The sequence below is a fragment of the Streptomyces sp. NPDC039480 genome, from assembly GCF_055597165.1.
In genome coordinates, this window is record NZ_JBVITX010000002.1 from 281,064 (window position 1) to 303,513 (window position 22,450).

General features: G+C 71.3%; 19 protein-coding genes. 13 read left to right on the top strand and 6 right to left on the bottom strand.

All coding sequences use genetic code 11. The features are described from left to right. The first annotated feature begins 11 nt into the window (after nucleotides 1–11). From ACZ56E_RS07300 to ACZ56E_RS07315, 4 genes are all read left to right on the top strand, one after another. Nucleotides 12–1,814, top strand: a complete 1,803-nt coding sequence (locus ACZ56E_RS07300) for a protein kinase domain-containing protein (protein WP_471212006.1) — start codon at nucleotides 12–14, stop codon at nucleotides 1,812–1,814. Nucleotides 1,815–1,926: 112 nt separating this feature from the next. Continuing rightward, a complete protein-coding gene (locus ACZ56E_RS07305) occupies nucleotides 1,927–3,660 on the top strand; it encodes a serine/threonine-protein kinase (RefSeq protein WP_471212008.1) in 1,734 nt (577 codons plus the stop codon). Between the two features lie 143 nt (nucleotides 3,661–3,803). Continuing rightward, complete coding sequence (locus ACZ56E_RS07310; protein ID WP_471212011.1) at nucleotides 3,804–5,420, top strand: succinic semialdehyde dehydrogenase; 1,617 nt, start codon at nucleotides 3,804–3,806, stop codon at nucleotides 5,418–5,420. Between the two features lie 76 nt (nucleotides 5,421–5,496). Then, entirely contained in the window at nucleotides 5,497–7,320 is a 1,824-nt protein-coding gene (locus ACZ56E_RS07315) for a GMC family oxidoreductase N-terminal domain-containing protein (RefSeq protein WP_471212012.1), read from the top strand. 79 nt (nucleotides 7,321–7,399) lie between these two features. Here ACZ56E_RS07315 and ACZ56E_RS07320 read toward each other — a convergent pair whose 3' ends face one another. Next, a complete protein-coding gene (locus ACZ56E_RS07320) occupies nucleotides 7,400–8,485 on the bottom strand; it encodes an LAETG motif-containing sortase-dependent surface protein (RefSeq protein WP_471212015.1) in 1,086 nt (361 codons plus the stop codon). Nucleotides 8,486–8,744: 259 nt separating this feature from the next. Between ACZ56E_RS07320 and ACZ56E_RS07325 the strand changes: the two genes are divergently transcribed. The 3 genes from ACZ56E_RS07325 (at nucleotide 8,745) to ACZ56E_RS07335 (ending at nucleotide 10,935) form a co-directional block, all read left to right on the top strand. Further along, nucleotides 8,745–9,110: a hypothetical protein gene (locus ACZ56E_RS07325; protein WP_471212018.1), complete on the top strand. Its 366-nt coding sequence runs from the start codon at nucleotides 8,745–8,747 to the stop codon at nucleotides 9,108–9,110. A 132-nt stretch (nucleotides 9,111–9,242) separates the two neighbouring features. Continuing rightward, nucleotides 9,243–10,046: a hypothetical protein gene (locus ACZ56E_RS07330; RefSeq protein ID WP_471212021.1), complete on the top strand. Its 804-nt coding sequence runs from the start codon at nucleotides 9,243–9,245 to the stop codon at nucleotides 10,044–10,046. Between the two features lie 157 nt (nucleotides 10,047–10,203). Further along, the gene (locus ACZ56E_RS07335; RefSeq protein ID WP_471212024.1) at nucleotides 10,204–10,935 is read left to right on the top strand and encodes a hypothetical protein; all 732 of its coding nucleotides are present in this window, start codon (nucleotides 10,204–10,206) and stop codon (nucleotides 10,933–10,935) included. Between the two features lie 662 nt (nucleotides 10,936–11,597). On the opposite strand, the gene ACZ56E_RS07340 is transcribed toward ACZ56E_RS07335, so the two are convergent. Beyond that, nucleotides 11,598–11,903 carry a chorismate mutase gene (locus ACZ56E_RS07340; protein WP_471212026.1) on the bottom strand — a complete coding sequence of 102 codons (306 nt, stop codon included), beginning with the start codon at nucleotides 11,901–11,903 and terminating at the stop codon, nucleotides 11,598–11,600. 444 nt (nucleotides 11,904–12,347) lie between these two features. Between ACZ56E_RS07340 and guaA the strand changes: the two genes are divergently transcribed. Continuing rightward, the gene (gene guaA / locus ACZ56E_RS07345) at nucleotides 12,348–13,934 is read left to right on the top strand and encodes a glutamine-hydrolyzing GMP synthase (protein ID WP_471212029.1); all 1,587 of its coding nucleotides are present in this window, start codon (nucleotides 12,348–12,350) and stop codon (nucleotides 13,932–13,934) included. An 83-nt stretch (nucleotides 13,935–14,017) separates the two neighbouring features. On the opposite strand, the gene ACZ56E_RS07350 is transcribed toward guaA, so the two are convergent. Next, nucleotides 14,018–14,509, bottom strand: coding sequence for a pyridoxamine 5'-phosphate oxidase family protein (locus tag ACZ56E_RS07350; protein WP_471212032.1), 492 nt, complete (start codon nucleotides 14,507–14,509; stop codon nucleotides 14,018–14,020). 130 nt (nucleotides 14,510–14,639) lie between these two features. Here ACZ56E_RS07350 and ACZ56E_RS07355 point away from each other — a divergent pair, with 130 nt between their 5' ends. The 3 genes from ACZ56E_RS07355 to ACZ56E_RS07365 all read left to right on the top strand — a co-directional run bounded on the left by ACZ56E_RS07355 (nucleotide 14,640) and on the right by ACZ56E_RS07365 (nucleotide 17,495). Further along, nucleotides 14,640–15,425 carry a class II aldolase/adducin family protein gene (locus ACZ56E_RS07355; protein ID WP_471212035.1) on the top strand — a complete coding sequence of 262 codons (786 nt, stop codon included), beginning with the start codon at nucleotides 14,640–14,642 and terminating at the stop codon, nucleotides 15,423–15,425. Between the two features lie 151 nt (nucleotides 15,426–15,576). After that, complete coding sequence (locus tag ACZ56E_RS07360) at nucleotides 15,577–16,842, top strand: hypothetical protein (RefSeq protein ID WP_471212038.1); 1,266 nt, start codon at nucleotides 15,577–15,579, stop codon at nucleotides 16,840–16,842. A gap of 131 nt (nucleotides 16,843–16,973) precedes the next feature. Then, nucleotides 16,974–17,495, top strand: coding sequence for a DoxX family protein (locus tag ACZ56E_RS07365; protein WP_471212040.1), 522 nt, complete (start codon nucleotides 16,974–16,976; stop codon nucleotides 17,493–17,495). Here ACZ56E_RS07365 and ACZ56E_RS07370 read toward each other — a convergent pair. After that, nucleotides 17,492–17,734 (bottom strand): hypothetical protein, encoded by a 243-nt coding sequence (locus ACZ56E_RS07370; protein ID WP_471212043.1) that lies wholly within the window; start codon nucleotides 17,732–17,734, stop codon nucleotides 17,492–17,494. The genes ACZ56E_RS07365 and ACZ56E_RS07370 overlap by 4 nt on opposite strands. Continuing rightward, a complete protein-coding gene (locus ACZ56E_RS07375) occupies nucleotides 17,721–19,100 on the bottom strand; it encodes a PspC domain-containing protein (protein ID WP_471212046.1) in 1,380 nt (459 codons plus the stop codon). The genes ACZ56E_RS07370 and ACZ56E_RS07375 overlap by 14 nt, the downstream gene beginning before the upstream one ends. 184 nt (nucleotides 19,101–19,284) lie before the next feature. Between ACZ56E_RS07375 and ACZ56E_RS07380 the strand changes: the two genes are divergently transcribed. Both ACZ56E_RS07380 and ACZ56E_RS07385 read left to right on the top strand, forming a co-directional pair. Next, nucleotides 19,285–20,574, top strand: coding sequence for a PspC domain-containing protein (locus ACZ56E_RS07380; RefSeq protein ID WP_468604599.1), 1,290 nt, complete (start codon nucleotides 19,285–19,287; stop codon nucleotides 20,572–20,574). Next, nucleotides 20,571–21,302 carry a LuxR C-terminal-related transcriptional regulator gene (locus ACZ56E_RS07385; RefSeq protein WP_471212047.1) on the top strand — a complete coding sequence of 244 codons (732 nt, stop codon included), beginning with the start codon at nucleotides 20,571–20,573 and terminating at the stop codon, nucleotides 21,300–21,302. The genes ACZ56E_RS07380 and ACZ56E_RS07385 overlap by 4 nt, the downstream gene beginning before the upstream one ends. Before the next feature lie 25 nt (nucleotides 21,303–21,327). Here the strand turns inward: ACZ56E_RS07385 and ACZ56E_RS07390 are convergent, their stop codons facing one another. After that, entirely contained in the window at nucleotides 21,328–22,377 is a 1,050-nt protein-coding gene (locus tag ACZ56E_RS07390; protein ID WP_471212049.1) for a C40 family peptidase, read from the bottom strand. Nucleotides 22,378–22,450 lie beyond the last annotated feature (73 nt).

The following is a 22,450-nucleotide window of genomic DNA, read 5'->3' on the forward strand; positions in this document are numbered from 1 at the left end:
ATGATGGCCGCATGGGGAGCCTGGGAGACCACGCCGGTGGGACAGGTGCCGGTGGGGGCGGCGTCGGCGGCGTCGGTGGCGGCGGCGCCGGTGAGGGCGACGCCCGTGTGATCGCGGGTCGTTACCGCCTCGAGGCGCGGCTCGGCCGGGGCGGCATGGGGGTCGTGTGGCGTGCCACCGATCTGCTCCTGGGACGCCAGGTCGCCGTGAAGGAACTGGCGCGCGACGAGACGCTCTCCGACGCCGAGGCGGAGCAGCAGCGCGAGCGGACCCTGCGCGAGGCGCGGGCGGTGGCGCAGCTGCGGCACCCGCACGTCATCGTCGTCCATGACGTCGTCGTGCAGGACGAGCAGCCGTACATAGTCATGGAGTTGGTCGAGGGCGGCTCGCTGGCCGGGCGGATCGCGCGGGGCGGGCCGCTGGACGCGGACGCCGTCGCCCGCATGGGCATCGACCTGGTCGGAGCGCTGCGCACCGCCCACGAGGCGGGCATCCTGCACCGTGACCTCAAGCCCGCCAACGTACTCCTGGAGCGGGCGACCGGCCGTGTCGTGCTCACCGACTTCGGGATCGCGCAGCTGACCGGGGCGACGACGCTCACGGAGGTCGGGTCGTTCGTGGGGTCGCCCGAATACACCGCGCCGGAGCGGATGGCGGGGGAGCGGACGGGGCCCGAGTCCGACCTGTGGTCGCTGGGCGCGCTGCTGGTCACCGCGCTGACCGGCGAGTCGCCGTTCCGTCGCGACTCCATCGGCGGGGTGCTGCACGCGGTCGTGTACGACGACTTCCGCCCGCCCGTGGCCGCCGCGCCGCTGCTGCCCGTGGTGCTCGGCCTTCTGGACCGCGATCCGGACCGGCGGCTGGACGCGGCGGAGGTGGAGGGGCTGCTGAAGGCGTACGTCGAGACGGGGCGGATGCCGGCGGTGGTGCGGGAGAGACCCGGATCCGGGCTGCCGGGGCTGCCGGGACGTGCGGGGCGGGCGGGTCTTTCGGGGCGGCCGGGGCTGCCGGGCCTGCCGGGGTTTTCGAGGCGGTCGGGCCTGCCGGGGGTCCCGCCGGGATCGGGGCGGCCGGGGCGAACGGGACGGCCGGGGTGGCCGGGCCGTGGCGAGCAGACACCGGCCGAGCGCGAGCTGCTCGCGAGCCAGGCCGCCGCGGGGCTCGTGAAACCGGAGAAGCACGGCCGGGCGTTCATGGTCGCCGCCGCGCTGGTGGCCGCCCTCACGGGCGCGGGGGTCTCCGCCGCTCTGCTGCTGGGCAGGGGCGACGACGGCGGTGACACACCGGCCACCCCCTCGTCCTCCGCGACGCCTGCCTCGCCGACGCCCACGGTCACGGTGACGACGCGCACGCCGAGGCCGTCGTCGCCCGAAGCCCCCCAGGGCTACCGCATCGCGAAGGACCCCAGGGGCTTCGCACTCGCCGTGCCCGAACGCTTCCGTCGCCAGGCGGACGGCCCCCGTGTCTTCTACGTGTCGCCCGACGGCACCTACCGCATCGGCATCAAGGAGGCGGCCTCCGAGCCCGGCGGCCCGCTCGCCGCACAGCGCCGCGCCGACGCCCAGGGACCGCGCACCAACCCCGGTTACCGCGACAGCAGGATCACGGAGACCACGCGCAACGGCAGGCCCGCCGCCCTGTGGGAGTTCACCTGGGACGGCTACAGCGAGGAGAAGGGCGGCCGGCGCACGCTCGACCTGTGCTGGGAGGAGGGCGGCCGGACGTTCGACGTGTGGGTCTCGGCACCGGCCGCGGACGCGGGGCAGGCGCGGCGGTACTTCGACGCGGCGGTGGACACGTTCGTACGCCGGTGAGGTGCGGTTCGCGTCTTCGCGTACGCCGGTGACGCCCCCGGCGTGCATCACCCCGGTCACAATGGGGGGCCTGGCTGGAAACGTGGGGGCTCGGCAAGGTAGTGATGTGGGCATGAGTAACGACGGGGGAGCCTCTTACGGGCCGTACGAACCCACCAGCTTCGGCCTGCAGCCACCACAGCGACCGGGAAAACCGGGAGCACCGGGCGCAGCCGGCGTACCGGGAGCACCGGCAATACCGGAACGATCCAGCCAACACGGTGGCCCCCACCCCAACAATCCGTACGCCCAGCCCGCCCCCCAAGTCGTGCCCACCCAGGCCGCGCCCCACCAGCCCTCCCAGCCAGAGCCGGGCGCGGGCCGGTTGATCGCGAACCGCTACCGGCTGCTCGCCAAGCTCGGCCACGGCGGCATGGGCACGGTGTGGCGAGCCAAGGACGAGACGGTGGACCGCGAGGTCGCGGTCAAGGAGCCGCGCCTCCCCGACCACCTGCCGGAGCGCGAACGCGCCAACGCCTTCGAGCGGATGCGCCGCGAGGCGCGCGCCGCGGCCCGCCTCGACCACCCGGCCGTGGTCAACGTCCACGACGTGGCGGTCGAGGACGGCCAGCCGTGGATCGTGATGGAGCTCGTCCAGGGCCGTTCCCTGGGCGCCGCGCTCCAGGAGGGCACGCTCGGCGCCCGCGATGCCGTGCGCGTCGGCCTCGACGTACTGAACGCGCTGGACGCCGCGCACCAGGCGGGCATCCTGCACCGCGACGTGAAGCCGGACAACGTCATGCTCGGCCGCCACGACCGCGTCGTCCTCACCGACTTCGGCATCGCCCAGATCGAGGGCGAGACGAATCTGACGGACACCGGCGGGTTCGTCGGCTCGCCCGAATTCATCGCGCCCGAGCGGGTGTTGGGCCAGCGGCCGGGGCCGGCGTCCGACCTCTGGTCGCTGGGCGTCGTCCTGTACGCCGCGACCGAGGGCGTCTCGCCCTTCCGCCGCAACAACACGCCCGCGACGCTCCAGTCCGTCCTGAACGCGACCCCCGCCGCGCCCGCCTCCGCCTCCGGACCGCTCGCCGAGGCGATCAACCGGCTGCTGGTCAAGGACCCGGCCCAGCGCCCGAACGCCGCGCAGGTCCGCGCCCTCCTGGAAGAGGCGGCCAGGCCTCCGCGGCCCGCGCCGACCCAGGTCGTCACGGTCGCGGGCGGCGACGCCGGACAGCGGGGCAAGGGCATCTTCCTGAGCCGCAAGGCCCTGGCGGTCGTCGCGGGTGTCGTCGTCGCGGCCGTGGCCGCCGGGGTCCTGGTGGCGGTGAACCCCTTCGGCGGCTCGGACGCCGAAGAGTGGAAGAAGCACGAGGCGAAGGCGGTCGCCGCCACGGTCTCCACCCCCGAGGGGTACGTGGAGAGCAAGCCGCAGGCCACCGACACGGACAAGTCCTGGGTCAGGTACACCGATCCCAGCGGCGCCGTCTTCATCACGCTCGACCTCGCGGAGAAGAAGGACACCTCGCTGGAGGTCGCGGGGACCGCGGCGGCCCAGGCGTACGCCGACGCGGAGAAGTTCGAGGAGAGCGGCGAGACCACGTTCAGCCACATGTCCGGCGACCCCGCGCCCGTCGCCAGGACCAAGGAGACGAAGTACCAGGATCAGAGCGCCGCCGAGAACACGGTGACGTACACCGACTCGCAGACCGAGCTGCCGCACGAGGCGAAGATCCTCTACTACCGGACCAAGTCCGGTGACATGTACCGGCTGTGGATCGACTATCCCGGCAAGGGCGACTTCACCGCCCGCGGCCGCGAGGTCGCCGAGACCGCCATCGCGGAGCTGGCGCTCGACAAGCTCTGAAAACTGCTCGCGGCTCGTCCTGCTGGCGACAACGCCCTGATCAGCGGCTTTGTCGCCAGCAATCACTGGCGCGGTGTGAGTGAGCCGTGAAGCCCATTACCGATGGGTACCCAAAAGCCTGACGTGCGCCTACTCTCACGAGCATGACGGACTCGCAGGCCATCGCAGCGCCCCTCGGCACGAACCCGACCGCCCCGGCCCCCGCAGGCGCGCGCACCGCCGCCGACGTGGTCACGCCCGAGCTGATCGCCCAGCTCACCCGTGACGTCATCGGTTCGGGGCGTACGGCCAACCACACGCCGCTCACCGGCGAGAAGCTGGCCGACCTGCCCGAGTCCACCCCCGCGGACGTGGCCACCGCCTTCGAGCGGGCCCGCACCGCCCAGATCGCCTGGGCCAGGACCCCCGTGAAGCAGCGCGCCGCCGTCCTGCTGCGCTTCCACGACCTGGTGCTCCAGCGCCAGGCCGAGGTCCTGGACCTGATCCAGCTGGAGACCGGCAAGTCCCGGCTGCACGCGCACGAGGAGATCCAGGCCGTCGCGGTCGCCGCCCGGCACTACGGCCGCAAGGCCCCCTCGTATCTGAGCCCCAAGCGGCACACCGGCGTCGTCCCGACCCTCACCAAGGTCACCGAGAACCGCCAGCCCCGCGGCGTCGTCGGCCAGATCGCCCCCTGGAACTACCCGTTCGAGCTCTCCATCGGCGACGCGCTGCCCGCCCTCGTCGCGGGCAACGCCCTCGTGATGAAGCCCGACACGGAGACCTGCCTGACCGCCCTGTGGGCCCGCGACCTCATCATCGAGGCGGGTCTGCCGTCGGAGGTCTTCCAGGTCGTCCTCGGCGAGGGCCCCGTCGTCGGCCCCGAGGTCGTCAAGCACGCCGACTACGTCTCCTTCACCGGCTCCACCCGCACCGGACGCGAGGTCGCGCAGGGCGCCGCCGCGCGCCTGGTCGGCGTCTCGCTCGAACTCGGCGGCAAGAACGCCATGCTGGTGCTGCACGACGCCGACATCGACAAGGCGGCGTCGGGCGCGGTGCGCGCCTGCTTCTCCTCCGCGGGCCAGCTGTGCATCTCCATCGAGCGGCTGTACGTCCACGAGTCGATCGCGGACGAGTTCGTGGCGCGCTTCGCGGAGCGTACGAGGGCGATGCGGCTCGGCAAGTCCCTCGCGTACGGGGCCGACATGGGCTCGCTCGTCGGCGAGCGGCAGCTGGAGACCGTGACGCGGCATGTCGAGGAGGCCGTCGCCAAGGGCGCCACGCTCGTCGCGGGCGGCGTCGCGCGCCCGGACATCGGCCCCTACTTCTTCGAGCCGACGATCCTGGACGGCGTCGAGGCCCCGATGGCGGTCTGCACCGAGGAGACCTTCGGCCCGGTCGTCTCCATCTACCGCTTCACGGACGAGAACGAAGCGGTCGAGCTCGCCAACGCCACGCCGTACGGCCTGAACTCCTCGGTCTGGACGAAGGACGGCGCCCGCGGCCGCAAGCTCGCCACCCGCCTGCGCACCGGCACGGTCAACGTCAACGAGGGCTACGCGCCCGCCTACGGCAGCGTGCAGTCCCCGATGGGCGGCATGAAGGACTCCGGCCTCGGCCGCAGGCACGGGTCCGAGGGCATCCTCAAGTACACCGAGGCGCAGACCGTCGCCACCCAGCGGATCATGCCGCTCGCTCCGTCGTTCGGCCTTGACGACGAGAAGTACGCGGCGTTCATGACCACGAGCCTCAAGGTCATGAAGGCGTTCCGACTGCGTTAGCAGCGCCCCGTCAGGGGCGCGGGGAACTGCGCGAGCAACCACAGACGGCCCGCGGGCAATTTGACGAGGAGAGTCGATGTCACAGGAGAGCTCTGCCCAGATCCAGGTGGGCGACGACGACGCGTACGACTACGACGTAGTCGTCGTGGGCAGCGGTTTCGGCGGCGCGGTCTCCGCGCTGCGGCTGACGGAGAAAGGTTACTGCGTCGGCGTACTGGAGGCGGGCCGCCGCTTCACGCGCGCGACGCTGCCCAAGAACTCCTGGGACCTGAAGAACTACCTGTGGGCCCCGGCGCTCGGCCTCTTCGGCATCCAGCGCATCCACCTGCTCGGCAACGTGATGGTCCTCGCGGGCGCCGGAGTCGGCGGCGGCTCGCTGAACTACGCCAACACCCTCTACGTACCGCCCGAGCCGTTCTTCAAGGACGCGCAGTGGAAGGACATCACGGACTGGCAGGACGAGCTGCGCCCCTACTACGAGCAGGCCAAGCGCATGCTCGGGGTCCGGCTCAACCCGACGACGACGCCCTCGGACGTCCATCTGAAGGCCGCCGCCGAGGAGATGGGGGTCGGCGACAGCTTCCACATGGCACCCGTCGGCGTCTTCTTCGGCGACGAGAAGGACGCGGACGGTCGTTCAACGACCCGCCCCGGCACAGAAGTTCCCGACCCGTACTTCGGCGGCGCGGGCCCCTCCCGCAGGGCCTGCACCGAGTGCGGCGAGTGCATGACGGGCTGCCGGCGCGGCGCGAAGAACACCCTCAACGAGAACTACCTCTACCTCGCGGAGAAGGCCGGCGCGGTCATCCACCCGATGACGTCGGTCGTCGCCGTCACCGAGGACTCGCAGGGCGGCTTCGCCGTCGCCACCCTGCCCACCGACGACAAGCGCAAGGGCCGGGGCCGTACGTTCCGGGCGCGCAAGGTGGTCGTCGCCGCCGGTACGTACGGAACGCAGACGCTCCTGCACCGCATGAAGGACACCGGCCTGCTGCCGCACATGTCGAAGCGCCTCGGCACGCTCACCCGCACCAACTCCGAAGCGCTGGTCGGCGCCCAGACCACCGACCGCCGCTACCGCAAGCGCCACGGCGCCGAGAAGGTCGACTTCACCAAGGGCGTCGCGATCACCTCGTCGATCCACCCGAACGCCAACACCCACATCGAGCCCGTCCGCTACGGCAAGAAGTCCAACGCCATGGGCAGCCTGACGGTGCTCCAGGTCCCGTACAGCGTCAAGGGCGGCAAGGCACGCGTCGCGGGCTGGCTCGGCAACGTCGCCCGCCACCCCGCGCTCCTGGTCCGCTCCCTCTCCAACCGCCGCTGGTCGGAGCGGACCATCATCGGCCTGGTCATGCAGTCGCTCGACAACTCCCTGACCACGTACCGCAAGGAGAAGGGCATCGGGAAGGGGCTGCTCACCGCCCGCCAGGGCCACGGCGCGCCCAACCCCGACCAGATACCCGAGGCCACCCGGGCGGCGACGATCCTCTCCAAGGAGATCAACGGCTTCGCGGGCTCCAACATAGGCGAGCTCATGGGCACCCCGCTGACCGCGCACTTCCTCGGCGGCTGCCCGATCGGGATCTCGCCGGAGACGGGTGTCATAGACCCCTACCACCGGCTCTACGGACACCCCGGCATCTCGGTCGTCGACGGCGCCGCGGTCTCCGCGAACCTGGGGGTCAACCCGTCCCTGACGATCACCGCGCAGGCCGAGCGCGCGATGTCGTTCTGGCCCAACAAGGGCGGCGAGGACCCGCGTCCGGCGCAGGGCGAGCGGTATGTGCGGCTCGCGGCCGTCGAACCGAAGACCCCGGCGGTCCCGGCGGACGCCTTCGGCGCGCTGAAGCTGCCGTTCCTCGGCGTGCCGACGGTGCCGCCCAAGTCCGAGGACTGAGCGGCACCGGGCCACGGATACACGTAAGGACCTGCGCCCCCCTCCGAGCGCAGGTCCTTCCGCGTGATCAGGTGCCGCGTTACGCGGCGGTGTCGGCCTTGCGGCGACGCACGGCGAACACCGCGCCCGCGCCGGCGACGACGGCGATCCCGCCCACGAGGGCGACGGTCGGCAGCATCGAGCTGGAGCCGGTCTCGGCGAGGCTGCCCGTGTCACCGGTGGTGTCGGCGGCCGGGAGATCCTTGGCGGCGCCCTGCGGCGACTTCTCGGAGCTCGGCGTCGGCGTCGGCTTGCTCGGGATGTGGGTGGCCTTGCCGGGCGTCTCGTCGGTGCTGTCCGCCTTGACGATCGTCAGCGGCTGGTACGCGTCCGAGTTGTGCGTGCAGTTCTCCTCGATGTCGAGGTACCCGCCGAGGCCGAACGCGTAGCCGTCACCGGACGGGGCCTTGGAGTCGATGTCGACCCGCAGCTTGATGTCGACCTGCTCGTCGGGGCCGAGGTCGGTGACGTCGAAGGCGAGGCCGCCGTTCACATCGCCGTCGATCGTCTTCCAGTCACCGGTCTTGTCGTTGAAGTACTGCAGGTCGGCGTGGCTGCCCAGCCGGTCCTCGTCGTCCTTGCCGTACGAGAAGTCGTTGACGGCCGCGATCCACTTGACCTCGCCGAGCTCCTCGTCGCCGGCGTTGGCGAGGGACAGCTCGAACCGGTGCCAGCCGGTGCCCTTGACGATCTTCTTGGGCAGGCCGACGAGGTCGACCTCCAGCTCGGAGTCGAGGTCCACGCCGTTCTCGTCGACCGGGCAGTCGACCGGCTCCTCCGCGTCCCCGTCCTCCAGCTCCTCGTCGTCGAGGTCCGCGTCCTTGATGTCGTCGAGGACGTCGTGACTCTTCGAGGGCTTCGGGGACTTCGCGGGCTGGGCGGTCTTCCCGGGCTTCGCGGGCGGCGTGGACGGCTTGCCCTCCGGCTCGTCCGTGTCCTTGTCCTCATCCGTCGCGGGCGGAGTGGCGGTGGGCGTCCCGGACGGCGTGGGCGTCCCGGAGGGCGTCGTGGCCGAAGTCGCGGAGCCACCCTCTTCGGTCGCGAAGGAGGCCGGGGCCGAGAGCAGCGCGAGCGGGGCCAGGGCAGCCGTAGCGGCCGCGGCAGCCATGGCACGACGAAGCTTCATGAAGACCTCAGGAAGTCCGGCGCGCTGCCTGGTGGGGCAGCACGGAGGTGGAGGCGTCCGAGGTGGGGACGCAGGTGTGGCCGTTGTTACTGGATGCATGACCTGCGATCCCTGTGAATGGTTGTCCTCGAACTGACGGGATTCTTATGTGGGGTGGATCACAGCGCTTGTGCTGTCGTGAAGGGGTGCCGTAGAACTGCCCCCGCTCCAGGGGCGTATGGGTGCCGAGGGGGCAACGGCAGCAAGGGGAGGGGACAGCGTGGCCATACCCGACGAGGTGTGGGAGAGATTCGAGAACGACAGCGAGCGGGACATCCGCTCCTCCGCGCCGAAGGAGCCGTCCGCACGGGCCCGCATGGTGGCCGAAAGGCTGCGGCGCCTCGACGAGGAGGCCGCGCGCCGGCGGGTCGAGGAGGCGGGGCGGTTCCGTCGCAGGCGCGCGAAGCGTGAGGCCGCGGACGAGCGGTGGCGGCCGGACGAGTGGCGGGCGGCGCCGACGGGTCCGCGGCGCAGCCGACGGTCCGAGCGCGGCCGCAGGGTGTGGAGCGTGGTGATCGTCATCGGCGGCATGGCCCTCGCGATCGTCCTGCTCAGCCCGTTCCGCTTCTGGCTCTGGGGCTGGTGACGGCGGCGCGCGGAACCACGGAACCACGGAACCAGAATGGATCTTCCCCCGTCGTAGAAGTGCAAGCAGTAACGAGCCAGCAGTAACTAAGCAGGCAGCACCAAGCAGGAAAGCCTTCGGGGGAAACAGAACGTGAAGTCAGCTGTGTCGCGTGTCGTGGTGACCGTCTCGGTCGTGGCGGCCCTCGGAGCGAGCGCCGCGTGCAGCGGCAGCGGTGAGGATGACGCCAAGAAGCCGGCGAAGCCGCGTGCCAGTGCGGGCGCCGTGCTGGAGAAGGCGGCCCTCACCGCGGGGGACGTCAAGGGCTACAAGGTCGAGACGCCCAAGAAGTCCGAGGAGGCCACGGGGCCCGCCGCCGGGAAGCCGTTGCCCGCGGAGTGCGCCCCGCTGGCTGTGATGCTCGGTTCAGGCCTTGGTTCCGGCTCCGGTTCTGGTTCCGGCTCCGGCTCTGGGTCCGTTTTCGCTGGCTCGGTGAAGGTGAAGGCCTACGTCGACCGGGACCTGACCCCGACCGACGACGCGGACTCCACGATGACGCGCGTCGAACTGGTCTCCTCCACCGAGGCCGATGCCAAGCGAGCGATAGCGGACCTGCGCACGGCGTCGAAGTCCAAGAAGTGCTCCGCCTTCCGCATCGGCGATCAGCGCTACCTCGGCGTCAAGGCGCTGCCGGCCCCGGAGGGGGGTGGCGATGAGGTCGTTTCGTACAAAATTGCTCATCGCACGGGCGAGTTCATGGTGCGGGACGGCATCACCGTCGCACGCAGCGGCTCGACGCTCGCGATCTTCGACGCGGTGAACCTGTACGACCCCGAGAGCGTCCAGAGGGACAAGGACGGCGCGAAGGACGGCATGGAGGGCGTCGGGGCTCCCACGGCGGACGAGGACCCGAAGGTGGCCCCCGCGATCGTCGAGGCGCAGCTCGGCAAGCTCTGACCAGCCCTGACCTAACTCACATCCACCGCGTACAACCTTTCCGGCGGTTTCCGATCGTTACGGAAAACGCTGGTGACAGGCGTGCGTTTACCGCTTTCATGTCGCCTCGGCGCGGGCCGTCGCCCGCGCCGTGAAACTGAAGGCAGGAAACGCAAACGTGAAGTCATCTGTGTCTCGGGCCGTCATGGCCGCGTCCGTCACGGTCGCGCTGGGCCTGACCGCAGCCTGTGGCAGCGACAACGGCGGCAACGGCAACGGCGGCGACGACGGCAAGAAGTCGTCGGAGAAGCCTGCCGCGGTGAAGCCGGCCGCGAAGAAGTCGACCGTGCTGACCACCGCCGACCTGGACAAGGCGGCACTCGTCAAGGGTGACCTCAAGGGCTACAAGGTCGAGAAGATGTCCGCGGCGGACATGCCCTCGCAGACCGTGCCCGCGGACCCGGCCGCTTGCCAGCCGTTCGCCGACATGTTCATGTTCGCCAGCCGGCCGGCGGCGGAAGCCCGCATCGGTCGGAACGTGACCAGCACGAACGAGATGGATGCCACCGTCATCTCGTTCGCGCTGCTCGCACACGGACAGGACGACGCCGAGAAGGTCATGGCCGGCCTGCGGACCGCCACGAAGAAGTGCACCTCGTACGAGCACGCGGGCTCCGAGTACCGCGACGTCGCGGCCCTGACCGCCCCGAAGGTGGGTGACGAGGCCGTCTCGTACAAGGTCGTGGGCGACATCGAGGGTCAGAAGACGCCGATGAGCTTCACCGTCGTCCGCAGCGGATCGACGGTCGCGGCCTTCTACTCGATCAACCTGCTCAAGCCGAAGAAGTTCGGCGTGCCGGCGGAGATCGTCGAGGCACAGGTGAACAAGTTGGAGAAGACGAGCAAGTAGATCGAGTAGGTCGAGTAGATCGAGTGGATCGAGCAGAGGACGGAGCGAAGGGCCCCGCGGGACGGAACCGCGGGGCCCTTGGCCGTCGGCACCGACGTCAGGGCTGCGTCGGGGCCTCGGAGCGGCGCCGGGGGGAGTGCGCCGCTTGGTCGTGGTGCCGGTGGCCGCCCCGGCGCACAAGGGGCGCGCACGTGGTATCGACCATTGGCAATGAAGCTGTGGACGGGGGGCTTGCGCTCCGCCCTTCTACGCATCGTGCTGGATGTGCTGTTGGCTGCGCAACCGTTTCGACCCACTTCTATAGGAAAGGGCCGGGGATCCTGGGAGGGCGCTGGGACGGCGTCGGGGGACGGTGTTCGGGACGGAGGCCGGCCGGCTCCGGGCGTCCCCGGAACCGACCGTTCTCTTGGGTGACCGGGCTGCTGTCCCCTGCCGTCCGGTCACATCACTGGAGTGAGGTCCCACGGCGCGAGGACGCAATCCTCACGCCTCATCGCTCCAGCGGAGCCACGCGTGGTTCTTACGGGCCCGCACCTGGCTGACACGGACACCGGGACCAACGAAGCCCGCCCGGAACCGGTCACGCGCCGTACGGGTGAGAACGGACCCGAACTCGTGCGCGGGGTCGTGCGCGGGGCCGTGCACGGGGCCGGCTGCGCGGGTCAGACGCGGCCCCGGCACAGCTCGAGGAGCGTCATCGCGAGCGCCGTGCCCGGCTTGCCGAGCGCGTCCCTGTAGTGGCCGAGGATCTCCATCTCGCGGGAGAGGTTCACCCGGCGGCCGCCGGAGGTGATGCGTGCTTCCTGGATGACGGCCGAGACGGCCATACGTTCCTGTACGAGGCCGATGATCCGGTCGTCGAGCGCGTCGATCCGCTCCCGGGCGTTCTCGATCACGCCGACGGCCTCGGGGGTGCGGGCGCCGGTCTTGTCGGCGGCGGCAGCGGTGGAAGCGGTGGTGGCGGTCATCTGGGGCTCCTTGTCGGAAGGGGTGAGGTGCCCCGGAGCGGCAGGACCCGCGAACGACAGAGCGCCCCGGGCCTTGTCGGCCCGGGGCGCCCGGTAAGTCGCTTGTCAGTGGATCAAGCAGCTCGACCATGGCAGCCGGCAGGCCGGTTGCCATAGGTAAAGAGGAAGCTGAGGTGCTTGGTCACGGGCCCAGTATGCCCCCACGCCCGCCCGCCGGGTCAATCGGAACCCGGGCACGGCTCGGATACTGAGACACCCGTCCCAACCGGCCCCGATGCCCTGGCGCCCCGCCGCCTCGCCGTCCCGATGCCTCGGGCGCGGGCCCCGTCGGATACGACGAAGGTGTCGCGCCGGGCCCGTTAGAATTGACAAACACAGACCCCCTGCTCACGCACGAGCCTCTGCTCACGCACCGCTCAAGCTCAACGCCGGAAGGCCGCCGCCGTGCCATCAGCGTCCCCCGCTGCCGCCGCTCCCGACACCGTTCTGGTCGTCGACTTCGGAGCGCAGTACGCCCAGCTCATCGCCCGTCGCGTCCGTGAGGCCCGCGTCTACAGCGAGATCGTGCCGAGCACGATGCCCGTCTCCGAGATGCTCGCCAAGAAGCCCGCCGCCATAATCCTGTCCGGCGGCCCTTCGTCGGTGTACGCGGAGAACGCGCCGTCCGTCGACCGCCAGCTCTTCGAGGCCGGCGTCCCCGTCTTCGGCATGTGCTACGGCTTCCAGCTGATGGCCACCACCCTCGGCGGCACGGTGGACAACACGGGCGCCCGTGAGTACGGCCGCACGCCCCTGGCCGTCTCCAAGGCCGGCTCCACCCTCTTCGAGGGCACCCCGACCGAGCAGTCCGTCTGGATGTCGCACGGCGACGCGTGCAGCGCCGCGCCCGAGGGCTTCACGGTCACCGCGTCCACGGACGTCGTGCCGGTCGCCGCCTTCGAGGACGACGAGAAGAAGCTGTACGGCGTGCAGTACCACCCCGAGGTGATGCACTCCACCCACGGCCAGCAGGTCCTCGAGCACTTCCTCTACCGCGGCGCCGGCCTCAAGCCGAACTGGACGACCGGCAACGTCATCGACGAGCAGGTCGCCGCGATCCGCGAGCAGGTCGGCACCAAGCGCGCGATCTGCGGCCTCTCCGGCGGCGTCGACTCCGCGGTCGCCGCGGCTCTCGTGCAGAAGGCCATCGGCTCGCAGCTGACCTGCGTGTACGTCGACCACGGCCTGATGCGCAAGGACGAGACCGAGCAGGTCGAGAAGGACTTCGTCGCCGCGACCGGCGTCAAGCTGAAGGTCGTCGACGCCCAGGAGCGGTTCCTGAACGCCCTCGCCGGGGTCAGCGACCCCGAGGAGAAGCGGAAGATCATCGGGCGCGAGTTCATCCGCGTCTTCGAGCAGGCCCAGGCGGAGATCGTCGCCGAGGCCCCCGGTGACCAGCCCGTGGAGTTCCTGGTCCAGGGCACCCTCTACCCCGACGTGGTCGAGTCCGGTGGCGGCAGCGGCACCGCGAACATCAAGTCCCACCACAACGTGGGCGGGCTCCCCGAGGACCTCGAGTTCCAGCTCATCGAGCCGCTGCGCAAGCTGTTCAAGGACGAGGTCCGGATGGTCGGCGCCGAGCTCGGCCTGCCGGACGAGATCGTCCAGCGCCAGCCCTTCCCCGGCCCCGGCCTGGGCATCCGCATCGTCGGCGAGGTCACCAAGGACCGCCTCGACCTGCTCCGCGAGGCCGACGCCATCGCCCGCGAGGAGCTGACGGCGGCCGGCCTCGACCGGGAGATCTGGCAGTGCCCCGTCGTGCTGCTCGCGGACGTCCGCAGCGTCGGCGTCCAGGGCGACGGCCGCACCTACGGTCACCCGATCGTCCTGCGCCCCGTCTCCTCCGAGGACGCCATGACGGCCGACTGGACCCGCATGCCGTACGACGTCCTCGCGAAGATCTCGACCCGCATCACGAACGAGGTCGCCGACGTGAACCGCGTCGTCCTCGACGTCACGTCGAAGCCGCCGGGGACCATCGAGTGGGAGTGACCCCCGCGGTCGACCTTCCCAGGCCTTGCTGAGCGCCGGTGCCGCCCTTCCGTCCACACCACGGAGGGGCGGCACCGGCGTTCTCACGTCCGGCGCGTGGTGCGCACCCCGGCGCCCGGCTTCCACAGCTGCACCGCCAGGTACCTCCCGTCCTCGATATAGGTCCGCACGACCTCCGTCAGCTCCGTCCGGAAGAGGTGGAAGGCATCCGGGTCCGGCGGATTCACCGTTTCCGTGTACCGCGCGACGGTCGCCGGATCCCGCACCTCCACCGCCCGCCCCGCGATACGGACGTCGCCGCCCGCCATCTCCGTGCCCGGCCCCGGGTTGGCCTGCAGCGCGAAGCGCGGGTCGCGGCGCAGGTCGAGCGCCTTGACGGAGTTCGGCATCATGCCGAGCCACAACTCCCCGTTCAGGAAACGGACTTCCAGCCCGGTGGTGCGCGGCGACCCGTCCTTGCGGAGCGTCGCGAGGATGTGGTGGGTGAACGCGCCGAAGCGCTTCTCGACGGTCGCGGCCAGGTCCGGTTCTGCCGCGGCGAAGGCTTCCCAGTTGACTTCCCCAGTGAATGGCATGCGCACAGCCTGGCACCGATACCAGACACCTCCTGTCGTCTTTTCGCGCATCGTTGATCACGCCGCGCCTCTGTCCTCCTGGGCTTCCCGCCGGTAACTTCCGCCCCGTACAGCCAGGGATGGAGGACACATGCAGGCGCCCACACCGATACCCGTCGAACGGTTGCAGTTCGCGATGCCGCCCGTCCACGACTCCGTGACGGACGAACGCCGGCACCGCAAGGAGAGGCTCGCCGGCGCGCTGCGGATCTTCGGACGGTTCGGGTACGAGGACGGGGTCTCCGGCCACATCACCGCGCGCGACCCGGAACACACCGACTGCTTCTGGGTGAACCCCTTTGGCATGCCCTTCAAGCACATCACCGTCGGCGACCTCGTCCTCGTCAACGCCGAGGGGCAGGTGGTCGAGGGCCGCCACCACGTCAACCAGGCCGCCTTCACCGTCCACGCCCAGGCCCACCTGGCGCGGCCCGACGTGGTCGCCGTCGCCCACTGCCACTCGCTGCACGGCCGCGCGCTCTCCACACTCGGCGAGCTCCTGGACCCGATCACCCAGGAGGCCTGCGCCTTCTACGAGACCCACGCGCTGTACGACGGCTACACCGGAGTCGTCGTCGACGCCGACGAGGGCCGCAGGATCGCGGCCGCGCTCGGCGAACACAAGGCGGTCATCCTGCGCAACCACGGCCTGCTCACCGTCGGGGACTCCGTCGATGCCGCCGCCTGGTGGTTCATCTCCATGGAACGCTCCTGCCAGGTCCAGCTGAGCGCACGGGCCGCAGGCCGACCGGTGCTGATCGGCCACAAGCAGGCGGTGCAGACCCGCGAACAGCTCGGCAGCGATCTGGTCGCGTGGATCAACTACCAGTCCCTGTGGCAGGACATCAGCCGCAGCGAACCGGACCTGCTGGCCTGACCCGGCCGTCAACCCCGGGCCGGGCCATTCACCCCCGCTGACCTGACCCCGGCAGTACGTTCGCCTCTCGGTGCGGCACAATTCGCTTGCTCTGTAAGGAAGTTCGCATGGGCCCCCAGGGGCTTCGAGGGTGGGGAAGGCGGCGTACGCGGTGGCAGTGCAGGAGGCGGGGCAGGGCGCGCACGGGGGTGGCTGCACATGCGGCGGCTGCCCGCACGGGGCGCGCGAGGGGCACCGAAGAGCCGTGGCCGCGTTCCTCACCAAGCGGGACGAACTCGCCTCCGGGCAGGGGCTGCCGGCGGCCGTCGCCCACTCGGCGAGCGCCTCACGGCAGTGGGTGTCGGACGAGCTGACGCAGTCCGCGCACACCGTCGCCGAGCGCGGCAGGGCCGAGGGCGAGGCCTGGCTGCGACGGCTCTGGACGCGCACGCTCGGCGTCGTCTGGGTCTCCTTCGGTGTGCTGCTCCTCGTCCAGGCGCTCACCGCGATCGGCGCCGGCTGGTCGGACGCGCGGACGGCCGGGCTCCTCGCGGCCCTCGTCGTGGGCGGGCTGCTGACCGGCGCGGCGTACACCCACCGGGCGCGCGGCGGGATCCTCGCGCCGGTGATCGGCGAGGACAACCGGCTCTCCACCTCGCGTGCCGTGGCCGCCGCCTGGGTGCTCCTCGTCGTCTTCGCCGTGCTCGTCCTCGCGGGCGAACTGGCCGCTGCCTCGGACCACCGGCAGCGCGACGACCTGATCGCCGGTCTCGAACTGGCCCGCGCCGCCGGTACGGTCACCGTCCTCGCCGTGGTGTGCGCCGTCGCCGTCCTGGTACGCAGGGTCGTCGGCCTGCGCGTGCTCGGCCAGCGCCTGCAGAAGGTGCGCGCGGACCGGCCGCGGGCCGCCGACCCGCTCACCGACGACGAGGGCCGCGGCAGCTTCAGCGACGCGCAGTACGTCCTGGTCAACGCCGTCGCCGTGGCCTTCGCCGCCGTACGCCTCGCGCGGCGGCCCGAGCAGCTGCCCGATCTGCCGTGGGGTCTCGCCCTGCTCGTGCTGGTGTCGGCCGCGACATACCTGGCGGGGAAGTACTCCGAAGGCGGCCGTCCCGTGATCCTCTCCGTCGTCCGCGCCCGCGAGGCCGGTGACCTCGACGCACCCATCCGCACGGGCGACGACATCGAGATCCGCGGCGCCGGCTTCGTCCCGCCCGGCGCCGGTGACGCGGACAGGCTCGCCCGCACGGTCGTCCGCATCGGCGCCGTGCACGTCCACGTGCCGCTCGTGCCCGTGCCGGGAGGCTTCACCAACCCGACCGACGCGACGCTCACCGTGCCCGTCCCCGTCGACGTCGAACCCGGCCGCGTCGACGTCCAGGTCGTCACGGCCGCGGGCGTCGAGACGAACCGCGTCACGATCGACGTCACAGACTGAACCATCGCTGCCTCCCCCCTCTCCGGATCACCCGGACCTGTGTCGTGGAATCCGCTGCACATGGGTGAGCAGCGGCGCCTCTTCGTACGTATCGTCGGAAGACGGGACCACCCGAGAGGCGGCGGAGTGCCATGGCGCACGGCATGCGTACGGACAGCCACACCCACCACGTCAGGCGTGACGACTGGCGGGACTCCGCCACCCGCTACGCCCTGCTCCCCCTACGGATCTTCCTGGGCGTCACCTTCATCTACGCCGGCCTGGACAAGCTCACCGACAGCGCCTTCATGCAGGCGAGCGGCGCAGGCTCGATCGGCGCCCAGATGGAGGGCGTCCGGGACATCTCCGCGATCCCCCCGCTCGTCGACCTGTCCCTCAAGAGCCCCGTCGGCTTCGGCTACGCCATCGCCCTGGGTGAACTGGCCGTCGGCATCGGCACACTCATCGGCCTGTTCGCCCGGGTCGCGGCGCTCGGCGGAGCGCTCATCTCGCTCAGCCTCTGGCTGACCGTCAGCTGGCACGAGACGCCCTACTACTACGGCAACGACCTGGCGTATCTGATGGCGTGGCTGCCGCTGGTGCTCGCCGGAGCCGCGGTCTTCTCCATCGACGCCCTGCGCGCCGCCCGCCGCAGGGGCGCCCCCGGGCCCTAGTCCTGCCGCTGGTCCTTGGCGCCCTGGGAGCGGCCGGCCGGGCGGGCCGCTCTCCTCGGACGTATCCCGTGGATCGCCGCCGTCACGCCCGCGAGGAACAGGCCGGCCATCACGAGCGGCAGCGCCACGAACCAGGGCGCGTCCCAGACACCGCCCGCGTCGCCCGCGTACACGACGGCGACCAACAGCAGGAACAGGCCTGCCACCAGCTTTCCGGGGTGGAACTCATGTCGTAGCACGGGTCACCTTCGCTTGTCCGACGCCGACTTCGAGGCGCAGATCTATCGTGCCGCCGTCCTTGCTGCCCGCGGGCGGCTCCAGCGTCACCTTCTTCTCCCGGCCCGGAGCGATGTCCAGGTCCTTGCCCTTGTCGTCCGGCAACACGATGTCGCCGACGCCCACCTCCGCGTCCAGCCGCACGGTGACGTCCTTCGGCACGATCACCCGGAGGTCACCCGCGCCGACCTCTGCGCCGGTCTCGAGCGTCTTCCCCTTGCCGACCTCGACCTTGCTCAGATCGAGCGTGCCCCTGCCGAGCCCCACCTCGTACTGCGGCCGGACGTCCGCCACGGCCGTGGGTATCCAGTCCGTGCGGGTGTAGTGCGTCGTGATGTTCTTCGGCAGGGCCGCCGAGGCGGCGAGGAGACCGGCGGTGAGCACCGCCAGCACGATCGATCCCGCGCCGGTGCGCCCGAGGAAGGCGCTCACCGCGATACCGAGGCCGAACACCGCCAGCGCGCACGCGAGACCGGTCTGCAACGTCGTGCCGAGCGGTTGCTCCTCCCAGGTCAGGCCGGTGCCGAGGCCGCCCGCGAGCAGGGCGAACAGGAACACCGAGCCGCCAATCCAGCGCGGCCCACTGGGCTGCGGCACCGGGTCGACCGGAGCCGTCTCCTTGCGGGGCACACCGCGATGGCCCGTCGGCTGATAGCCGATGTCGAGGCCTTCCGGGCCCCAGAAGTACCCCGAGATCCCGTCGTGCGTACCGTCCTTGACTATTGGGTCGCGCCACCATGAAGGGCCTCCGGCGACGGGTGGCGCCTTCGCCTCGGGCGGGGCGTCCGCCGCGGCCTGCGCCGCCACCTGGTCGGTGTCGAGGGTGTCGCGCTGCTGCGACCAGTACCCCGCGCCCGCGAGGAGCAGGGCCAGGACGGCGGCGAAGGTGAGCGCCCCGCCGTTGTTCAACAGAGTGAGGAAGACGCCGCAGCCGACCAGGGCGAAGAGCACCGCGGTCAGCGCCTGGCCGTCGACCCGGCCGGAGAGGAGCCTGCGCGCCTCGTTCTCCTCCTCGTCCTCGTACGGCACGAAGAGCCAGGCGAAGCCGTAGAAGACCAGGCCCAGGCCGCTGGTTATGGCGAGGACGGCGAGGCCGATGCGGAAGATCACCGGATCCATGTCGCAGTGCCGGCCGAGCCCGGCGCACACGCCGCCGAGCTTCTTCTGCCGGCGGTCGCGGCGGAACTTCCGCTCCTCCGCGGGCAGGCCCGGCGTGGAACCGCCCGGCGCGTGTCCGCCCGCGGGACCGCCCGGCTCGCCGGGCGCGGTGCGCAGGGCATCGCGGATGGCGGCCTCGGTCTCCGTCTCGGCGGGCTGCTGATCGCTCATGCGTCCATGGTGACTGCCGCAGGCCCGCCGCGGCAGTCGGGACGACCCTGGCCGAACCCTGATATCGCCCCTGAGACGCCTCGGGTCGCACCCCTGACAGGGCCGGGGCAGGGGCCGAGATCAGGGAAGTCTCGGGGGTCGACCCTGATGCTCGTACCCGAGCCCGCGTGTGAGGATCGATGACATGCCGGAAGCCGCTGCCCCGCCCATCGAGGACGTCCGACCGCTGCGCAAGCTGTATCGCAGCGGCGACGGTCGTTGGCTCGGCGGCGTCGCGCGCGGCCTGGCCGGGCACCTCGGGCTGCCCGTGATCTGGGTCCGGCTGGTCTTCGTCGGCCTGTTCACCGCGGATGGCCTCGGCGCGCTGCTCTATGCGGCGTTCTGGTTCTTCGTCCCGCTCGGTGTGGGCGGCGTCGACTCCGAGCGGCCGCCCGCGGCCTTCACTGCCGAGACCGCGCCGGACGGCCGCCGAAGACTCGTGGCCCGCAAGCCCGACAAGGGGCAGCTCGTCGCGCTCCTCGCGATGGTCGTCGTCGCCATGGTCTTCGTCGGCAATGTGGACCTGGACGGCTCGACCAAGGCCTATGTCGTCCCGACCCTGCTCGTCGCCGCCGGTGTCGCCCTCGTCTGGCGGCAGGCCGACAACGCCCGCCGGGCGCGCTGGATGGCCGTCGGCCGTCGCAGGCGCACCCTCACCATCGCCCGGTCGGCGGCCGGAGTGTTCCTGGTCGGCGCCGGCGTCTCCGGCATCTTCGTGCTGCAGGGCTCCGCCGCGCACCTCGGCGCCGTGCTGCAGGCCTCGCTCGCCGTCCTCGTCGGCATCGCGCTGCTCGCCGGCCCCTATCTCGTCCGCATGATGCAGGACCTCTCCGAGGAGCGGCTGATGCGCATCCGCGCCCAGGAGAGAGCCGAGGTCGCCGCCCATGTCCACGACTCCGTGCTGCACACCCTCACCCTGATCCAGCGCAACGCGGAGAGCGCCGGCGAGGTCCGCCGCCTCGCCCGTGCCCAGGAGCGGGACCTGCGGGCCTGGCTCTACAACCCCGAGGGCAGCGGCAAGGACGAGGACGAGGAGCCCGACACCCTCGCCGAGGCGGTCCGCCGCAGCGCCGCCGAGGTCGAGGACAAGCACGGCGTGCCCATCGAGGTCGTCGTGGTCGGCGACTGCCCGCTCGACGAGCCGCTGACCGCACAGATGCAGGCCGCGAGGGAAGCGATGGTCAACGCCGCCAAGTACGGTGGCGAGGGCGGCGCGGTGCAGGTGTTCGCCGAAGTCGAGGAGGAGACGGTGTTCGTGTCCGTCCGGGACCGCGGTCCCGGCTTCGATCTGGATTCCGTGCCGGACGACCGCATGGGCGTACGAGAATCGATCATCGGCCGCATGCAGCGCAACGGCGGCACGGCGCGGCTGCGCGCGGTGCCCGGCGGCGGCACGGAAGTCGAGCTGGAGATGGAGAGGACGGCGACGACATGAGCGACGCGACCGGGGCGAGCGAGCCCATGGAGCCGACCGGGACGGACGAGGGCGGCGGTGCGGGCGGGCGTCGCGTGCGAGTCGTCCTGGTCGACGACCACCGGATGTTCCGTACCGGAGTGCAGGCGGAGATCGGCCGGACCGACATCACCGGCGTCGAGGTCGTCGGCGAGGCCGCCGACGTCGACCAGGCGGTCACGGTCATCACGGCCACCCGGCCGGAGGTCGTCCTCCTGGACGTGCACCTGCCGGGCGGCGGTGGCGTGGAAGTCCTGCGCCGCTGCTCGCCGTTGATGGCCGACGCGGAGAGCCCGGTGCGCTTCCTCGCGCTGTCGGTCTCCGACGCCGCCGAGGACGTCATCGGCGTCATCCGGGGCGGAGCCCGCGGCTATGTCACCAAGACCATCACCGGCACCGACCTGGTGGACTCCATCTTCCGTGTGCAGGACGGGGACGCGGTGTTCTCGCCGCGCCTCGCCGGGTTCGTCCTGGACGCCTTCGCATCGACGGACGCGCCGCCGATCGACGAGGACCTGGACCGCCTCACGCAGCGCGAGCGGGAGGTCCTGCGGCTCATCGCGCGTGGTTATGCGTACAAGGAGATCGCCAAGCAGCTCTACATCTCCGTGAAGACGGTCGAGTCGCACGTGTCGGCCGTCCTGAGGAAGCTGCAGCTCTCCAACCGCCATGAGCTGACGCGATGGGCGACGGCGCGACGGCTGGTCTGACCGGACGACGGACGGGGGAGTCGGCTCAGGCCACGCGCGTGGCTCCCGCGAACGGCATCTGGTCGATGGGTGCGAGCCGCACCGGGGCGCTCGGGTTCGGGGCGTGGATCATCTGGCCGTTGCCGACGTAGAGGCCGACGTGGCTGATGCCGGAGTAGAAGAACACCAGGTCGCCGGGGCGCAGCTCGGAGCGGGAGACGCGCTCGCCCGAGGCGATCTGGGCGTAGGTGGTGCGGGGCAGTGCGACGCCCGCCGAGCGGTAGGCGGCCTGGGTGAGCCCCGAGCAGTCGAACGCGTTCGGGCCGGTGGCGCCCCAGACGTAGGGGCTGCCGATGGCCTTGTACGCGTAGGAGACGGCGGACGCGGCGCGGGCGTTGGGGGCCTTGGCGGCGACCGGGGACGCGGCACGGGTGTCCGCGCGGGAGGCGCGGTCGTCTGCTTCGCGGCCGGTGAGTTCCGCGCGCTGCTCGGCGGTGAGCCGGGACAGCAGCCGTTTCGCCTCGCCGAGCTTCCTGGTGATCGTCTTCTTGTGCTTGTCCAGCTCCGCCTGGCGTGCGCGGAGGGCGGTCAGCCGTTCGTCGGCCGCGCCGCGCAGCCGGTCCATCTCCCGGACCTGCTTCCGCACATCGCGGACGGCGAGGGCCTGGCGGCTGCCGGCCCGGTCGGCGCGTGCCGCGCGGTCCAGGAACTGTTCGGGGTCGGAGGAGAGCGCGAGCTGCACGGAGGGGTCGATGCCGCCTGCGCGGTACTGCGCGGCGGCGTATGAACCGAGGCTGTTGCGGGCGGTGTTGAGCTTCTCCGTCTTGCGGGCCGCAGTGTCGCGCAGTTCGCGGAGCGATTTTTCGGCCTTCTCGGCCTTCTCCTTCGCGCCGTTGTACTTCTCGGTGGCTGTCTCCGCCTCGCGGTAGAGCGCGTCGACCCTGGACTTCACCTCGGCGGGGCTGAGCCGGGGGTCCGCGTGTCCCGTGCCGTCCAAGGCGGTCACCGACGCGGCTCCGGCGAGGGCGAGGGTTGCGGCGGTGCGGGCCGTGCTGCCGCTGAGCGAGCGCTGTCTGGGCTTGCGGTGCGCTGCCACGAAGTGGGGCTCCTTACGTGTCCGGCGGCGGCCCGCACAGGGGGGACGGGCCGCCGCCGGGTTTCTCGGCGGT

What these genes read in the sequence shown, in the direction of transcription:
- ACZ56E_RS07300 (WP_471212006.1), top strand. Translation starts at nt 12, where the DNA reads ATGGGGAGCCTGGGAGACCACGCCGGTGGGACAGGTGCCGGTGGGGGC.
- ACZ56E_RS07305 (WP_471212008.1), top strand. Translation starts at nt 1,927, where the DNA reads ATGAGTAACGACGGGGGAGCCTCTTACGGGCCGTACGAACCCACCAGC.
- ACZ56E_RS07310 (WP_471212011.1), top strand. Translation starts at nt 3,804, where the DNA reads ATGACGGACTCGCAGGCCATCGCAGCGCCCCTCGGCACGAACCCGACC.
- ACZ56E_RS07315 (WP_471212012.1), top strand. Translation starts at nt 5,497, where the DNA reads ATGTCACAGGAGAGCTCTGCCCAGATCCAGGTGGGCGACGACGACGCG.
- ACZ56E_RS07320 (WP_471212015.1), bottom strand. Translation starts at nt 8,485, where the DNA reads ATGAAGCTTCGTCGTGCCATGGCTGCCGCGGCCGCTACGGCTGCCCTG.
- ACZ56E_RS07340 (WP_471212026.1), bottom strand. Translation starts at nt 11,903, where the DNA reads ATGACCGCCACCACCGCTTCCACCGCTGCCGCCGCCGACAAGACCGGC.
- ACZ56E_RS07350 (WP_471212032.1), bottom strand. Translation starts at nt 14,509, where the DNA reads ATGCCATTCACTGGGGAAGTCAACTGGGAAGCCTTCGCCGCGGCAGAA.
- ACZ56E_RS07355 (WP_471212035.1), top strand. Translation starts at nt 14,640, where the DNA reads ATGCAGGCGCCCACACCGATACCCGTCGAACGGTTGCAGTTCGCGATG.
- ACZ56E_RS07365 (WP_471212040.1), top strand. Translation starts at nt 16,974, where the DNA reads ATGGCGCACGGCATGCGTACGGACAGCCACACCCACCACGTCAGGCGT.
- ACZ56E_RS07375 (WP_471212046.1), bottom strand. Translation starts at nt 19,100, where the DNA reads ATGAGCGATCAGCAGCCCGCCGAGACGGAGACCGAGGCCGCCATCCGC.
- ACZ56E_RS07380 (WP_468604599.1), top strand. Translation starts at nt 19,285, where the DNA reads ATGCCGGAAGCCGCTGCCCCGCCCATCGAGGACGTCCGACCGCTGCGC.
- ACZ56E_RS07385 (WP_471212047.1), top strand. Translation starts at nt 20,571, where the DNA reads ATGAGCGACGCGACCGGGGCGAGCGAGCCCATGGAGCCGACCGGGACG.